Origin of the sequence: Streptomyces sp. NPDC001544 (genome assembly GCF_042894285.1) — a bacterium.
Lineage (GTDB): Bacteria > Actinomycetota > Actinomycetes > Streptomycetales > Streptomycetaceae > Streptomyces.
Window position 1 is genome coordinate 17,981 of sequence record NZ_JBIAVN010000007.1, and the last position, 14,525, is coordinate 32,505.

A 14,525-nucleotide genomic window follows, 5' to 3' on the forward strand; every position below is an offset into this window, starting at 1 on the left:
GACTCGTCGGAGAGTGCGTGGAAATCTCGGTCATGTCAGCCGTGCAGCCCGCACTCGGTCTTGCTGCGGCCCGCCCAGCGGCCGGCACGCGCGTCCTCGCCCTCGAGGACCCGGCGGGTGCACGGGGCGCAGCCGACGGAGGCGTAGCCGTCCATCAGCAGCGGATTGGTCAGCACGCCGTGCTCGGCGACGTAGGCGTCCACGTCGTCCTGCGTCCAGCGGGCGATCGGCGAGATCTTGACCTTCTGGCGCTTGTCGTCCCAGCCCACGACCGGGGTGTTCGCCCGGGTCGGGGACTCGTCGCGGCGCAGACCCGTCGCCCAGGCCTGGTAGCCCTTGAGGCCCTCCTCCAGGGGCTGCACCTTACGGAGCTTGCAGCACAGGTCGGGGTCGCGGTCGTGCAGCCTGGGGCCGTACTCGGCGTCCTGCTCGGCGACCGTCTGCCGCGGGGTGAGCGTGATGACGTTGACGTCCATCACCGCGTCGACCGCGTCGCGGGTGCCGATGGTCTCCGGGAAGTGGTAGCCGGTGTCGAGGAACACCACGTCCACGCCCTTCATCACGCGGGACGCCAGATGGGCGACCACCGCGTCCTCCATGGAGGACGTGACGCAGAAGCCCTTGCCGAAGGTGTCCACCGCCCACTGGAGGATCTCCAGCGCGGAGGCGTCCTCCAGGTCGCGGCCCGCCTGCTCGGCCAGCGCCTTCAGTTCCTCGGCGGTACGTGTCTCCTGAGCCGTCGTCATATCCGGTCATCCCCTCCATCGTCGGCTCGCTCAAGCCCCCGGGCCAGCAGCCCGAGGAACTTCAGCTGGAATGCGCGGTTGCACGCCGCGCATTCCCAGGCGCCGTGACCGCTCTCCGGGGCTTCGCTGGGACGAAGGTCCTCGTCGCCGCAGTAGGGGCAGTAGAAAGGTGCGGCGCGCTCACTCACGACAGGGCCTCCTCTGCGGCGCGCGCGGCCCAGGCGGCGAACCGCTCGCCTTCCTCGCGCTCGGCCTGGAAGCGCCGCAGGACGCGCTCGACGTAGTCGGGGAGCTCCTCGGCGGTGACCTTCAGTCCGCGCACCTTGCGGCCGAAGCCGGGTTCGAGGCCCAGGGCGCCGCCGAGGTGCACCTGGTAGCCCTCGACCTGGTTGCCGTCCTTGTCCAGGACCAGCTGTCCCTTGAGACCGATGTCCGCCACCTGGATACGGGCGCAGGCGTTGGGGCAGCCGTTGAGGTTGATGGTGATCGGCTCGTCGAAGTCCGGGATCCGGCGCTCCAGTTCGTCGATCAGCTGGGAGCCGCGCTGCTTGGTCTCCACGATGGCGAGCTTGCAGTACTCGATGCCGGTGCACGCCATGGTGCCGCGCCGGAACGGGGAGGGCCGGGCGCTGAGGTCCAGCGCCTCCAGGGACTCGACCAGCGAGTCGACCTGGCCCTCCTCGACATCGAGGACGATCATCTTCTGCTCGACGGTCGTCCGCACCCGCCCGGAGCCGTGTGCCTCCGCGAGGTCGGCGATCTTCGTCAGCGTGGTGCCGTCGACACGGCCGACCCGCGGGGCGAAACCGACGTAGAAGCGGCCGTCCTTCTGCCGGTGCACTCCGATGTGGTCGCGCCACTGCTGGACGGGCTGCTCGGGGGCGGGTCCGTCGATCAGCTTGCGCCCGCCCAGGTACTCGTCCTCCAGCACCTGCCGGAACTTCTCCGCGCCCCAGTCGGCGACCAGGAACTTCAGCCGGGCGCGGTTGCGCAGCCGGCGGTAGCCGTAGTCACGGAAGATCGAAAGAACGCCCTCGTAGACGTCGGCCACCTCGTCGACCGGAACCCAGGCGCCGAGCCGCACCCCGAGCTTGGGGTTGGTCGACAGTCCGCCGCCGACCCACACGTCGAAGCCCGGCCCGTGCTCGGGGTGGCGGACGCCGACGAAGGCCACGTCGTTGATCTCGTGGACGACGTCCAGCAGCGGCGAGCCCGAGATGGCCGTCTTGAACTTGCGGGGGAGGTTGGAGTACGCCTTGTTGTTCAGGACACGGCGCTTCATCTCCTCCAGCGCCGGGGTGCCGTCGATGATCTCGTCCTCGGCGATGCCCGCGACCGGCGAGCCGATCATGACGCGGGGCGTGTCGCCGCAGGCCGTGACGGTGGACAGCCCGACGGCCTCCAGCCGCTCCCAGATCTCGGGCACGTCCTCGACGCGGATCCAGTGGTACTGGACGTTCTGCCGGTCGGTGATGTCGGCGGTGCCGCGCGCGAACTCCTGGGAGATCTCACCGATGACCCGCAGCTGCCGGGTGGTCAGCGCCCCGCCGTCGATGCGGACGCGCATCATGAAGTACTCGTCGTCCAGCTCCTCCGGCTCCAGGATCGCGGTCTTGCCACCGTCGATCCCGGGCTTGCGCTGGGTGTACAGCCCCCACCAGCGCATCCGCCCGCGCAGGTCGCTGGGGTCGATCGAGTCGAAGCCGCGCTTGGAGTAGATCGTCTCAATGCGTGTCCGCACATTGAGACCGTCGTCGTCCTTCTTGACCTGCTCGTTGCCGTTGAGCGGGGTGAAGTGACCCACGGCCCACTGACCCTCACCGCGGTGACGGCTCACCTTGCGTCGGGGCGCGGAGGCGTCAGGGTTCTGTGGGGTGGCGGCCATGTGTACGTCCTTCGGGACAGGCGGAAAGCGGCTCTTGCCTGCGCGTATGGGGATACGGGCATACGTGCGCGTCGTTGCGCAGGGGGAGAGGGAAGTCGTGAATGTCGGGTCGCTGGAGCTGTCAGCGCGCCGGACAGATGGCGCTGGACATGCGGCCGAGGTCGACGTGCCGCCGACTCACCAAGGCGATTCCAGTTCCGGACATGCCGAAAGCGTGTCATGGGGATCTCTGGCCAGTCCACCTTTATCCGCGATGTGGACATGCATGTCCCGAATCATGGACGCTGTGATCTGCGTCATGCGCGGACGGCCCGCAGTGGCCGTACGTCCATGTCGTCAGGCCCCCGGACGGGCCCCCGGATACGCCCCCGGCCAGGGCCCCGGCGCCGGCGCCTCGCGCTCCTCCTCCACCTTGGTGTCGAACAGCCGGAAGCCGCGCCGCAGATAGTTGTCCATGGCGAACTCGCCGTCCTTGCTGCAGGTGTGCAGCCACACCCGCTTCGTCGGCGCCCGCCCGCTCCACCGTTCGGCGAGGTCCCACGCCCGGGCCGTGCCATGGGCCAGCAGATGGCCGCCGATGCGCCGGCCGCGGAAGGCGGGCAGCAGGCCGAAGTACGTGATCTCCACGACCCCTTCGGCCTGCGGGTCCAGCTCCACGAAACCGGCCGGAGTGCCCCGGTCGTGGGCGACCCACGTCTCCACGCCGGGCCGCTCCAGGTACTCCCGCCACCGGTCGTAGCTCCAGCTCAGCCGGTCGGTCCAGCGGATGTCACCGCCGACCGACGCGTACAGGAAGCGGCTGAACTCGGGTGAGGGGACCTCGGAACGGACGATCCGGACGTCGCCGTCGGGGGCGGCGGCCGGCAGAAGGTCGGCCGGGGACGTCTGCTCCAGGGACCAGGTGGTGACCGTGACGCTGCTCATGGCGCTCAGGGAATCATCTACCCCAGCGAACTGTCGATGGCGGTCAGGGGCAGGGAGAACAGCATGCGGTCCGTGACCGACCACACCTCACCCGTCTGAGGCCAGTAGGACAGGGACCCTGCCTCCTCTGCCCAGCAATGGCGCGTGGCGTCGGAGCCGCAGCGTGCCGACCTCGCGCCGTCGGCGTCCTGCGCCCAGAGGGTGCCGTGGCCGTCCAGGTCGCGGGGCGGGTGCGCGATGTACCAGGTCGGCCGGGCCGCCCCGACCGGGTGGTACGACAGCACCCCCCGGATGTCGGCCGCCCCGGTCCGGTACGCGTCCACCGCGTCCACCCGGCCGGCCGCGTCCGTGGCGAGCGGCCCGCCGTGCGCCGGGACCGCGCTGAGGGAGTACCGCCACAGACGGGACTGCCGGTCGCCGCCCGCGGGGGTCCGTTCGGCGACGACCAGGCTGTCGGGGGACGTGCCCCGGTCGAGGGAGAGACTGCCCGGACAGGGGGCGGCGTGCTCCGTGCCGGCGCAGCGGCCGGCCGTGAAGCGGTACGAGGCCACGGCCGGCATCACATAGCCGTAGCCGTCGGCCGACCAGCCGCCGGGCACCCGGCCGACCGCGGGGCCGTCGACGCTGGTGCGCTGGATGCGGTTCAGGTCGTAGACGTAGAGCGCCTCGGCGGACTTCGGGCCGGAGGTGACGAGCAGCTTGTCCCCGTACCAGGCCATGCCGGAGACGGGCGAGGTCAGGCCGCGGTAGTCGCGCCCCTCGTCCACCGGGACGACCAGCAGCACCCAGCGGTAGGACGGGTGGCGGGGATGGTCGGCGTCGACGAAGGCGACCCGGGCTAGGCCCCGCTCGTGGACGGGGCCGGACGTCGTGCTGTGCGTCCAGCCCGCGAGGATCACACGGTCGGTGCCCCACAGACCGTCGTCGTCCGCGTCACCGGACGTGGTCACCGAGGCCGGCCGCCAGCCGGTGGCGGCGGTGTCGGCCGGATCCCAGCAGTACGCCGTCGTGGGCACCGGGGCGACGGGCAGTGACTCGCGTTCCTCGGATCCGCAGTCGGCCGACTCGCGCAGGGTGCGGTCCGCGCTCCGCAGCACCGTGCCGACACCGACCGGACCGCCCATGGCCGAGGAGAGCCGGTCCAGCGAGCGGGCCGGCACGGGGTGCTCCTGAAGCCGCAGCGCGCCGGTCCCCGCGGAGGAGGACAGTGGCTTCAGGGCGCCGGGATCGTCGGCGACCGTGGCCTGCGAAGCGCTGATCAGGGTGGCCGCCGCGGTGAGTGCGAGTGCGGTCCCGGCGAGGACCGCGCGCAGCGCCGCACCTCGTCTGCGCCGGCGGTGTCTGCCGCGTTGCTTCATGTCTCCTCCCGAGGCGGGCCAACTGCGCCTGATGGTCATTGCGTTGACCGAGGAGCAGGTGGGGTGGCCCGTAGGGGGATGCTACGGCAGTCGGGGCGGCGTGGGTCGAAGACCTCGCAAATATGCGGAAGATGCACCCTCGGATATGCTGAATATGCCAAATGCGGTAAGCTCCGCCGCCATTCAGGACGACAGCGGCGAAGTCCGGCCCCCGATCACGGCCGGCGCCGTCGAGTGGGGCAGCAGTGCGAACGGATCCTCGGGCAGCAGCACCTCGACCTCCGCCTCCTCGCAGAAACGATACGGCTGGTGTTGCAGAAACGCCCCCAGGTACCGCCGCACCCGTGACATCTCGGCCCGTACCGTCACCGTGCGGGACGGGTCCCCGAACAAGTCCGCGGCCAGTCCCGCCGCGCTGCGCCCGGTGCGGTGCAGGGCCAGCAGGTACAGCAACTCGGCGTGCCGGGGGCTCAGTTCCCGGGACCAGGACCCCGCCTGGCCGGAGACCGTCACCGTCCAGTGCCGCGGCCCGGCGAGGTCCAGCACGATCCGGGCGGCGCCGGGCGGCGGCTGGTCGGCGGCGCGCACCAGCCAGCCGTCGCCCAGCGGCTCCACCGAGCACAGGCCGAGCGCGGGCAGCCACCGGCGGCCCGCCGACAACGCCGAGGGCAGCCCGACGCGCGGGCTGTACGGCAGTCCCGTGACCGCGGCGGTCCAGCCGTCCCGGTCCACCGCCACCGCCCGCCCGCCGACCCGTGCCAGCACCGGCGCCGCCTCGGCGCGCAGCCGCTCCAGCGCGGTCAGGTGCAGCTCCCTCAGCCGCGCCTCGGCGAGTTTGGCCACCGAGTCCACCCAGGCCAGCGTCGCCGGATGCATCGTCTCCAGCGGGCCGCTGATGTCCACCACGCCGAGCAGCCGGCCGTCACGGGGGTCGGTGACCGGAGCGCCGGCGCAGGTCCACGAGGTGTGCGAGCGCACGAAGTGCTCACCGGCGAAGACCTGCACCGGCCGGCGCACCACCACCGTGGTGCCCACGCCGTTGGTGCCGACGACGTCCTCCCGCCAGTCCGCGCCCTCCTCCAGACCGAGACCGTCGGCCTTGCGCAGCACGGCCGCACTGCCCTCCCGCCACAGCACCCGGCCTTCGGCGTCGGTCACCACCATGATGTGCCGGGCGACGTCGGCGACCGTCAACAGCCCCTGCCGCAGCACCGGCAGGACGTGCCGCAGCGCCGACTCCTCCCGCCTGCGCAGCACTTCCTCCGGAGCCAGCAGTCCGCTGCGGGAACCGCGGTCGGGATCCAGCCCGCCGCGCAGCATCCGCCCCCAGGACTGCTCGATCACCGGTCGCGGTGCCAGCGGCGTGCGCCGCCCGGACAGCGCGGCCGCGCGCACCTCGTCCAGGACCCGCGCCGCTCGCGACACGTCCATGGCGGCCAGTCGCGCCACGGTCATCGACGAGTCGGCCACGGAAGTCCTCCTAGAGGGCTGTGGGACGTGCTGCGGGCAAGCGGTTGCCCGGCGGTCCGGACGACGCTTTCCGGCCCGACCGCTCGTCCCATGGTGCCCGCCGGTACCCGTCGCAGGGACACAGTCCGCCCACGGACCCCGACAAGTTGCAACCCCTTGCAACCCTGGTGGCCGGACCCGGCGGTGGCCGAAACTTGAGCAGCGCCGCCCTGATGGCGCCGTGGCCCGCGAGGGCCGTGAGCGGGAGTGGTGCCGTGTCGGCGCAGCACCACTCCCGCATCAGCCGCCCTCAGGAGACCGGCCGGGCCCGCTCCACCACGGCGGCCAGATTCAGCCCGTACGGCAGCGTGCCGAAGGCCGCGCCCCAGTCGCCGCCCAGCCGGGAGGCGCAGAACGCGTCGGCGACCTCCGGTGGCGCGAACCGCACCAGCAGCGAGCCCTGCAGAACCAGCGCCAGCCGCTCCACGAGCCGCCGGGCGCGCCCCTCCACGCCCTCCAGCTCGCCGAGTTCGACCAGCAGGTCCTTCACCGCGGCGTCCAGCCGGTGGTCGGCACCACGCGCCCGGCCCACCTCGACCAGATAGGCGTCCAGCGCCCCCGGTTCGCGTTGCAGCGCCCGTAGCACGTCCAGCGCCTGTACGTTGCCGGCGCCCTCCCAGATGGAGTTGAGCGGCGACTCGCGCACCAGCCGGGGCATGCCCCACTCCTCGACGTAGCCGTTGCCGCCCAGGCACTCGGCGGCCTCCACCACCACCGGCGTACACCGCTTGGTCACCCAGTACTTGGCGGCCGGCACCGCCAGCCGCAGCAGCGCCCGCTCCCGCTCGCTCCCGTCGTCGTAGGCGGCGGCGAGCCGTATCGCCAGTGCGGTCGCGGCCTCCGACTCCAGCGCCAGGTCGGCGAGGACGTTGCGCATCAGCGGCTTGTCGATCAGCTTGCCGCCGAAGGCCTCCCGGTGGGCGCAGTGGTGCACGGCCTGCGCCACCGCCTGCCGCATCAGCCCCGCCGAGCCGAGCACACAGTCGAGCCGGGTCGCGGCGACCATCTCGATGATGGTCCGCACCCCCCGCCCCTCCTCGCCGACGCGGCGCGCCCAGGTCCCGTCGAACTCGACCTCGCTGGAGGCGTTCGACCGGTTGCCCAGCTTGTCCTTGAGCCGCTGGATGAGGAAGACGTTGCGGGTGCCGTCCTCGAGGACCCGGGGCACGAGGAAGCAGGTCAGCCCGCCCGGTGCTTGAGCGAGCACCAGGAACCCGTCCGACATGGGCGCGGAGCAGAACCACTTGTGCCCGGTCAGCGTGTACGTGCCGTCCTCGGCGAGCGGGGTCGCGGCGGTGGTGTTCGCCCGTACGTCGCTGCCGCCCTGCTTCTCGGTCATGCCCATCCCGAAGACCGCCCCGGCCTTGAGGTGGGCGGGCCTGAGCTCCCGCTCGTAGATCGTGGACGTCAGCAGGGGCTCCCACTCGGCGGCGAGCCCGGGATCGGTGCGCAGCGCGGGCACCGCCGCGTGGGTCATGGACAGCGGGCAGCCGTTGCCCGACTCGACCTGGGACCAGATCAGGAACCCGGCCGCCCGCCGCACGTGCCCGGCGGGGCGCACCCAGGCGGTGGTCAGTCCCGCCGAGACCCCCTTGCCCAGCAGCCGGTGCCAGGCCGGGTGGAACTCGACCTCGTCGACACGGTGCCCGTAGCGGTCGTGGGTGCGCAGTCTGGGCGGGTTCTCGTTGGCCAGTACCGCCCATTCCTGTACCTGCGCCGAGCCCGAGGTCCTGCCGAGCCCGGACAGTTCGTCGCGGACCTCGTCGACCAGGTCCGGATCGGTGTGCCGTTCGACCGCCTCGCTCAGCGCCCGGTCGGTGGTGAAGAGGTCATGTCCGACCAGCGGCGGTGGCTGGTTCGTCACGGAGTGCGTGCTGGTGCCTGCCATGTCAGCGAACCTACCCGGGGCGACGGCGGTGATGGCCCCAGAGTGACACAGTCACGGTCGCCGGGCGCACCGGAGCCCCGAACACGACGGGCTCCCGGGCCCGCTCCCGGGTCCCCCTGCCGCGAGGCGCCGCCCGCGAGGTGAGAGGGGTCCGTCCCGGCGGATACCGTTAGGGCGTGCAGCCAGCAAGTGAACCCACCGAGCGGCCCGGCGGACGGCTCCACCGGGCCAGAGTCCTCTACCGGAACGTCTCCAAGCGCCGGACCGCCTGGCTGCTGCTCAAGGACACCGTCAACTCGTGCATGGAGTACCGCATCCTGGGCCTGGCGGCCGAGGCGGCGTTCTTCACGCTGCTGTCCGTGCCGCCGCTGCTGCTGAGCCTGATCGGGCTGCTCGGCTACGTGGACGCCTGGACCGGCGCCGACACCATCCAGTCCCTGGAGAACAACCTCCTGGAGGCCTCCCGGACCGTGCTGTCCGACAAGGGCGTCAAGGAGATCGCCGAGCCGATCCTGCACGACGTGATGAAGGGCGGCCGCCCCGACGTCATCTCCATCGGCTTCCTCTTCGCCCTGTGGTCGGGCTCCCGCGCGGTGAACGTCTTCATCGACACCATCACCGTGATGTACGGCCTCGACGGCGTCCGGGGCATCGTGAAGACCCGGATCATGGCCTTCCTGCTGTTCATCGTGGCGCTGCTGATCGGCTCGGTGGCGCTGCCGCTGATGGTGGCGGGGCCGGACGCGGTGGTGGGGATCGTGCCCTGGTCGGAGACGCTGGTGCAGGTCCTGTACTGGCCGGTGGTGATCGTCCTCTCGATCGCCTTCCTCACCACGCTCTACCACGTGTCGGTGCCGGTGCGCTCCCCGTGGATCGAGGACGTGCCCGGCGCCCTGGTCGCGCTGGCCATGTGGGTGCTGGGCAGCTTCCTGCTGCGCATCTACCTCACCAGCACGATCGAGGGCGCCACGATCTACGGCTCCCTCGCCGCCTCCGTCGCGGTGCTGCTCTGGATCGGTGTGTCCGCGTTCGCCGTGCTCGTCGGCGCCGCCGTCAACGCGGCCATCGACCGGGTCTGGCCGGCCGCCGCCACGGCCGCCGCCCGCGCCGCCCAGGAGCGACTGCGCGAGGTCCAGGTCGCCGAGTACGTCGCCCGGGCCGCCGCCGCCCTCGAGAGCGCCCCCGACGACCCCGACGACCCCGACATGCCGTCCGAGTTCCCCGAGCGCTGGTCGCGCTTCCTGCCCCCGGAGGACGTGACGGCGCGGTTGCGCGCGCATGTGAGGAGCCAGCACAACGCCCACAAGACGGCGGGGGAGACCGGGCCGCCCGATAAGTGACCGGGGCGGGCGGCCCGCCGCCGGGTGCCGGCATGGCGGCCCGGTCGGCGCTTCGGCGGCGGATCGGTGCGACGTCCCGGTCCTCCGGAAGCGCCCCGGCGCCGCACGCCCAGGCGTGACCACGGCAGTCGACGGCAGCGGCCACCTGCCGGCCGCGGGACAGCCGGGCCCGGCCCGAGGCGTCCGCGGCGTAGCCTGGCGCACGTGTACCAGGAACGGGCGTCCCGGCTGACCGGAGCGGTGGTGTGGCGCCGCACCCTGGAGGACCCCGCCGTGCGGCCCGCGCGGCCCGTGCTGCCGGACGGCTGCATGGACCTGCTGTGGAACGAGGGACGCCTGCTGGTCGCGGGCCCCGACACGCACGCGTACGTCCCGGGCGGCCGGCCGCGCCGCTGGGCGGGCGTCCGGTTCCGGCCGGGCACCGCGTCCGCCCTCCTCGGCGTACCGGCGTACGAACTGCGCGACCAGCGCGTGGAACTGGCCGACCTGTGGCCCGCCGCCCGGGTACGGCGCCTGAGCGCCCGCGTCGCCGCCGCGCCCGATCCCGCGAGGGCCCTGGAGGACATCGCGCTGGAGCGGGCGGCCGAGGCGGGCCCGCCCGATCCGCTGCTCGGACGGCTGGTCACGGCACTGGACGCGGGCCGCCCGGTCGCCGCCACGGCCGACGGACTCGGCCTCGGGGCCCGCCAGTTGCACCGCCGCTGCCTGAGCGCCTTCGGTTACGGCCCCAAGACGCTGGCCCGGGTGCTGCGGTTGCAGCGGGCGCTCGCCCTCGTCCGCGCCGGGGTGCCGTTCGCCGAGTCGGCCGTGCGGGCCGGGTACGCCGACCAGCCGCATCTGGCCCGGGAGGTGCGGGATCTGGCGGGGACGACGCTCCGAGAACTACTGGGCCGGGGGTAGCGGGGCGAACAGGTCGACGCCGTTGCCGTCAGGGTCGTGCACGGTGGCGTACCGCTGCCCCCAGAAGGCGTCCCACGGTTCGAGCTCGCCGTGGTACCCGGCGCCGACCAGGTCCTCGTACACGGCGTCGACCTCGGCCGGCGTCGCGCACCGGAAGGCGAGCGCGACCCGGCCCCCGCCGGCCGGCGGCCGCCAGTCCGGGTGGAAGGAGCGGACGGTGTCCTCGGTGTCCAGGGCGAGGATCAGCCCCCCGGGCAACTCGGCCTCGACGTGCGGCTGATCCTCGGCGCCGTCGGGGAAGACCAGACCGAGGCGGCGATAGAACGCGAGCGAGGCGGCCAGGTCGGAGGCCACCACGCCGACCACTGAGAAACGTGGAGTCATGCGATCACCGTAGGCAGGGGCCGGCCGGCCGGTCTTGAAGGAATCGGACACCCGCGGGCCGACGGCCGGCCGCCGGAGTCGGTTCACGCGCGGCGGCTGCTGTCGAGCGCCTCCGCGTCGTTCCACAGCACCGCCATGGCGCCCACCGGCTCGAAGGCGATGTCCGGGTCGTCGCTCTGGACGAGGGCCATGATGCGGTGCCCGAAGAGCGCGGCGCCGCGGGCGCGGTCCGCGACGATGTCCAGGACCGCCTGCGCCGCGCGCGGCTGAGCCCGCGCGAAGCGGTCGTAGCGGCTGAGAACGAGGACGAGGCCGGTCGCCTCCCGGGTGGTCCCGTACTCGTACGCCTCGACGTCGCAGTCGTCGAGCGCGTCGAGGGTGCGGCCGTAGTAGTCGGGGAAGTCCAGTGCCGCCGCGACATCCCGGTGCAGGTCCGCTTCCGTGGTCCACCGTCCGGCGTCCAGGGCGACGATCCGGTAGCCGTGGTCGTGCAGCCACGCGGTGGTCTCGTCCCGCAGCCGCCGACGCCGGAACAGGGGGACGAAGGTGTTCGTCGTCAGGCGCAGGGCGAGGTCGGCGTCGAGGTCGAAGGCAGCCACTGCGGGACCCTGTCCCGGAGAGGTCTGGCGGGCCGTTGGGTCGGGGTCGGACGGGACGCGCCCTCCGTACGGCGAAGGGGGGACAGACCGCGTGACGTTTCTGCGGTGAACCCGTTGCTCCATCCGAGTGAGTAAAGCCCGTCCATAGGCAATCCCAGTCGGATCTCAAGAGATGCTCTTGTCTTGGTAAAGGGATGTCGCGACGCGGCGCCGCACCGGCAGCCGCGCCACCCACCCACACGAGGAGCCGGACCTTGACTCACGGGAAGAAGCTGCGCGAGCGGATCGCCGGGCCGGGGACCACCCCGCTGATCGGCGTGTACGACATGTACTCGGCGTCGATCGCCGCCGAGCACTACGACGGGATGTTCGTCTCGGGCTTCGGTTTCGCGGCCTCGTACTACGGGCTGCCGGACATCGGGTTCATCGCCTGGCCGGACATGCTCGCGTTCGTCCAGCGGCTGCGGGGCGCGTTCCCGCACCACCACCTGCTGGTGGACATCGACGACGGGTACGTCGACGCGGAGGTCGCCTGTCACGTGGTCGAGGGTCTGGAGCGGATCGGCGCCTCCGGTGTGATCCTCGAGGACCAGAAGCGCCCCCGCCGTTGCGGGCACGCCGACGGCAAGCAGGTGCTGCCGCTGGAGGAGTACCTGGAGAAGCTGGAGAAGGTCCTCGCCACCCGCCAGGACCTCGTGGTGGTGGCCCGGACGGACGCCACCGACGAGCACGACATTTTGCACCGGGCCGAGCGGCTGGCCGCCACCGACGCCGACGTCGTCCTGGTCGACGGGGTGCGCAGCGTGGCGTGGATCCGCAGGATCCGCGAGGTCGTCGGCGACAAGCCGCTGCTGTTCAACCAGATCGCCGGCGGCAAGTCGCCGCGCCTGTCGCTGGGCGAGCTCTCCGACCTGGGCGTCGACGTCGCGATCTACAGCACCCCGTGCCTGTTCGCCGCGCACGAGGCGATGCACTCCGCGCTCGCGGGCCTGAAGGCGGCCGACGGACGGCTGCCCGAGGTGGATCCCACCCGCGGGGTCGGCGTCAGGGCCGCCACCCGTCTGCTGGAGCGGAACATCGCCCGCCACCGGCCGGCCCCCGAGGGCGTGGGCGTGTGAGCCGCACGGCACCCCGCCTCCGCAAGGCCACGGCACTGGCGGTCGCCCTCCTCGGGGCCGCCGCCCCGCCCGCCGCCGCGAACGGGGGGCTGATCACCGTCATCGACAACTCGCACGCCGACTCGATCCTCGAGGTCGACCGCACCGGCAACGTCTCCACCGGCAGCGGCACCGCCGGCAGCGACCACGACGGCAGCGCCGTCGACCTGATGGAGGCCATCGTCGGCGCAGGCCACCACGCCAGCCACGACTGAGCGGCTCACGGCAGACGGCGGCCGGGCACCCCGTGCGGGAGGTTCCCGGCCGTCTCCGCTCCGCGCTCGGCCGGCCCCGGACGGCGCCGCGCTCAGCCGGCCCCGGACGGCGCCGCCGTGCTCTCCCGCAGCACCAGCCGTGTCGACAGCTCCGTGCGCGTCCCCTCCGGGCGCTCGCCGTGCATCATCCGCACCAGAAGTCTGAGGGCCGTCGCCGCCATCTCCGCCAGTGGCTGGCGGACCGTGGTCAGCGCCGGGGCGACCCAGCGGGACTCGGGCAGGTCGTCGAAGCCGACCACACTGATGTCGTCCGGCACCCGCAGACCCCGTTCGGCCAGCGCCGCGTACGCCCCGAGCGCCATCCGGTCCGAACAGACGAACAGGGCCGTCGGTGGCTCGGGCAGGTCCAGCAGTTCGTGCGTGTGCAGCCGGGCGGCGGTCTCGTCGAAGCCCGCGTGACGGACGTACTCGGCACGCTGGCGCACCCCGGCCGACGCCAGCGCCGAGCGGTACCCCGCCACTCGCGCGCTGGAGCACATCGTGCGCCGGTGCCCCGCGATCACGGCGACGCGCTCATGGCCGAGTCCCAGCAGATGCTCGGTCGCCGTCACCCCGCCCTGCCAGTTCTGCGCCCCCACCGAGACGACACCGGGCGGGAGTTCGTGCACCGGATCGATCATCACGTACGGAATGCGGTGCTGGCCGAGCCAGGCGTACTGCGAAGCCGACAGCTCCGCCAGATTGAACAGCACCCCCGAGGAACCGCGCGCGGTGAGCTTGTCCAGCCAGCCCCGCTCGGGGCGGCCGCCCCGGGTCCGGTTCAGCCCGGCGGAGACCACCACCTCGAGGCCCGCCTCGTGCGCCGCCTCCTCCACGCCGTGCAGCACCGCACCCGACCAGGAGCTGTCCAGCGAGTGCACCACGAGATCGACCAGTCCGGGCACCTTCGCCGCGTCGAAGCGGGGCCTGCGGACGTAGCCGAGCCGGTCCAGCGCCTCGGTGACCCGGCGGCGGGTCTCCGGCGCCACGTCCTCCCGGCCGTTGACCACCTTCGACGCGGTGGGCACCGACACCCCCGCCTCGCGGGCCACCACGGCCAGTGTCGGACCGGCCGCCACGCTCGCGCTCCCCGTACGGACCATCGCCGAACCCGCCTCCCCGGCCCGCCCGAGGGCCATCGAAAGTTGCGACCAACGCTGCTTCCGAGGCCCGGGCACCGACCGGGCAGAAAGCGCTTCCTACCATAGGTGCGCGTCAACACGGCGGGAAGACATGGGAATTCACGGGATCATAGCGGGTGGAACTTTCGAAACCTCGAACAGCGGAACCGGTCGGTCAGGTGTACACGTGAGCCGGACCGGGTGAAGTCCGCAGTGCAGGCGGCATCGGCCCCGCGACCAGGGCCGAACCGGCCATTCCGATCGAGGGTGTAGTCGCGGTCTGAAACCGCCGGTCTCCAGAAGCGACCGGACGATGCGGTTGGTGAGGTCGCGGAAGGCCGGGGGCGCTGCCGCGGTGGCGACACCGCTACCTCAACCCGCGCCCGCCTTCCCTTGAACTGCTACACCCCCGTCTGAGGGCAGCCTCCAAACCGGCATGGGCCAGATGGGCGCGATCCGA

Annotated in this window: 15 protein-coding genes; 4 read left to right on the forward strand and 11 right to left on the reverse strand. The window is 72.5% G+C overall.

All coding sequences use genetic code 11. From position 1 onward, the window contains the following. Window positions 1-35: 35 nt before the first annotated feature. The 8 genes from ACFY0F_RS19445 to ACFY0F_RS19480 all read right to left on the reverse strand — a co-directional run bounded on the left by ACFY0F_RS19445 (window position 36) and on the right by ACFY0F_RS19480 (window position 8,310). Window positions 36-746 (reverse strand): phosphoadenylyl-sulfate reductase, encoded by a 711-nt coding sequence (locus ACFY0F_RS19445; RefSeq protein ID WP_388795335.1) that lies wholly within the window; start codon window positions 744-746, stop codon window positions 36-38. Next, window positions 743-934, reverse strand: coding sequence for a hypothetical protein (locus tag ACFY0F_RS19450; RefSeq protein WP_388795338.1), 192 nt, complete (start codon window positions 932-934; stop codon window positions 743-745). Before ACFY0F_RS19450 ends, ACFY0F_RS19445 begins: the two co-directional genes overlap by 4 nt. Then, window positions 931-2,631 carry a nitrite/sulfite reductase gene (locus ACFY0F_RS19455; protein WP_388795341.1) on the reverse strand — a complete coding sequence of 567 codons (1,701 nt, stop codon included), beginning with the start codon at window positions 2,629-2,631 and terminating at the stop codon, window positions 931-933. Before ACFY0F_RS19455 ends, ACFY0F_RS19450 begins: the two co-directional genes overlap by 4 nt. Before the next feature lie 121 nt (window positions 2,632-2,752). Continuing rightward, on the reverse strand, window positions 2,753-2,836 hold the full coding sequence (locus tag ACFY0F_RS19460; RefSeq protein WP_310591794.1) for a putative leader peptide: 84 nt from the start codon (window positions 2,834-2,836) through the stop codon (window positions 2,753-2,755). A 131-nt stretch (window positions 2,837-2,967) separates the two neighbouring features. Then, window positions 2,968-3,555 carry a GNAT family N-acetyltransferase gene (locus ACFY0F_RS19465; RefSeq protein WP_388795344.1) on the reverse strand — a complete coding sequence of 196 codons (588 nt, stop codon included), beginning with the start codon at window positions 3,553-3,555 and terminating at the stop codon, window positions 2,968-2,970. Between the two features lie 17 nt (window positions 3,556-3,572). Further along, a complete protein-coding gene (locus ACFY0F_RS19470; RefSeq protein WP_388795347.1) occupies window positions 3,573-4,913 on the reverse strand; it encodes a hypothetical protein in 1,341 nt (446 codons plus the stop codon). Between the two features lie 183 nt (window positions 4,914-5,096). Beyond that, a complete protein-coding gene (locus tag ACFY0F_RS19475; protein WP_388796196.1) occupies window positions 5,097-6,368 on the reverse strand; it encodes a GAF domain-containing protein in 1,272 nt (423 codons plus the stop codon). 304 nt (window positions 6,369-6,672) lie between these two features. Next, entirely contained in the window at window positions 6,673-8,310 is a 1,638-nt protein-coding gene (locus tag ACFY0F_RS19480) for an acyl-CoA dehydrogenase family protein (RefSeq protein ID WP_388795350.1), read from the reverse strand. A gap of 176 nt (window positions 8,311-8,486) precedes the next feature. On the opposite strand from ACFY0F_RS19480, the gene ACFY0F_RS19485 reads away from it, so the two are divergent. Both ACFY0F_RS19485 and ACFY0F_RS19490 read left to right on the forward strand, forming a co-directional pair. Beyond that, window positions 8,487-9,650, forward strand: coding sequence for a YihY/virulence factor BrkB family protein (locus ACFY0F_RS19485; protein WP_388795353.1), 1,164 nt, complete (start codon window positions 8,487-8,489; stop codon window positions 9,648-9,650). Between the two features lie 204 nt (window positions 9,651-9,854). Continuing rightward, complete coding sequence (locus tag ACFY0F_RS19490; protein ID WP_388795356.1) at window positions 9,855-10,550, forward strand: helix-turn-helix domain-containing protein; 696 nt, start codon at window positions 9,855-9,857, stop codon at window positions 10,548-10,550. Here ACFY0F_RS19490 and ACFY0F_RS19495 read toward each other — a convergent pair. Together ACFY0F_RS19495 and ACFY0F_RS19500 are read right to left on the reverse strand one after the other, a co-directional pair. Further along, complete coding sequence (locus ACFY0F_RS19495; protein ID WP_388795359.1) at window positions 10,533-10,934, reverse strand: VOC family protein; 402 nt, start codon at window positions 10,932-10,934, stop codon at window positions 10,533-10,535. The genes ACFY0F_RS19490 and ACFY0F_RS19495 overlap by 18 nt on opposite strands. 83 nt (window positions 10,935-11,017) lie before the next feature. Then, window positions 11,018-11,533 carry a barstar family protein gene (locus tag ACFY0F_RS19500; protein ID WP_388795362.1) on the reverse strand — a complete coding sequence of 172 codons (516 nt, stop codon included), beginning with the start codon at window positions 11,531-11,533 and terminating at the stop codon, window positions 11,018-11,020. Between the two features lie 254 nt (window positions 11,534-11,787). On the opposite strand from ACFY0F_RS19500, the gene ACFY0F_RS19505 reads away from it, so the two are divergent. Beyond that, window positions 11,788-12,651: an oxaloacetate decarboxylase gene (locus tag ACFY0F_RS19505; RefSeq protein WP_388795364.1), complete on the forward strand. Its 864-nt coding sequence runs from the start codon at window positions 11,788-11,790 to the stop codon at window positions 12,649-12,651. After that, on the forward strand, window positions 12,648-12,905 hold the full coding sequence (locus tag ACFY0F_RS19510) for a hypothetical protein (RefSeq protein ID WP_388795367.1): 258 nt from the start codon (window positions 12,648-12,650) through the stop codon (window positions 12,903-12,905). Before ACFY0F_RS19505 ends, ACFY0F_RS19510 begins: the two co-directional genes overlap by 4 nt. A gap of 92 nt (window positions 12,906-12,997) precedes the next feature. Here ACFY0F_RS19510 and ACFY0F_RS19515 read toward each other — a convergent pair whose 3' ends face one another. Then, window positions 12,998-14,047: a LacI family DNA-binding transcriptional regulator gene (locus ACFY0F_RS19515; RefSeq protein WP_388796199.1), complete on the reverse strand. Its 1,050-nt coding sequence runs from the start codon at window positions 14,045-14,047 to the stop codon at window positions 12,998-13,000. Window positions 14,048-14,525 lie beyond the last annotated feature (478 nt).

Bases quoted from the DNA above. Each gene is read 5' to 3' on its own strand.
- ACFY0F_RS19445 (WP_388795335.1), bottom strand. From the start codon at position 746: ATGACGACGGCTCAGGAGACACGTACCGCCGAGGAACTGAAGGCGCTG.
- ACFY0F_RS19455 (WP_388795341.1), bottom strand. From the start codon at position 2,631: ATGGCCGCCACCCCACAGAACCCTGACGCCTCCGCGCCCCGACGCAAG.
- ACFY0F_RS19460 (WP_310591794.1), bottom strand. From the start codon at position 2,836: ATGTCCGGAACTGGAATCGCCTTGGTGAGTCGGCGGCACGTCGACCTC.
- ACFY0F_RS19465 (WP_388795344.1), bottom strand. From the start codon at position 3,555: ATGAGCAGCGTCACGGTCACCACCTGGTCCCTGGAGCAGACGTCCCCG.
- ACFY0F_RS19470 (WP_388795347.1), bottom strand. From the start codon at position 4,913: ATGAAGCAACGCGGCAGACACCGCCGGCGCAGACGAGGTGCGGCGCTG.
- ACFY0F_RS19475 (WP_388796196.1), bottom strand. From the start codon at position 6,368: ATGACCGTGGCGCGACTGGCCGCCATGGACGTGTCGCGAGCGGCGCGG.
- ACFY0F_RS19480 (WP_388795350.1), bottom strand. From the start codon at position 8,310: ATGGCAGGCACCAGCACGCACTCCGTGACGAACCAGCCACCGCCGCTG.
- ACFY0F_RS19495 (WP_388795359.1), bottom strand. From the start codon at position 10,934: ATGACTCCACGTTTCTCAGTGGTCGGCGTGGTGGCCTCCGACCTGGCC.
- ACFY0F_RS19515 (WP_388796199.1), bottom strand. From the start codon at position 14,047: ATGGTCCGTACGGGGAGCGCGAGCGTGGCGGCCGGTCCGACACTGGCC.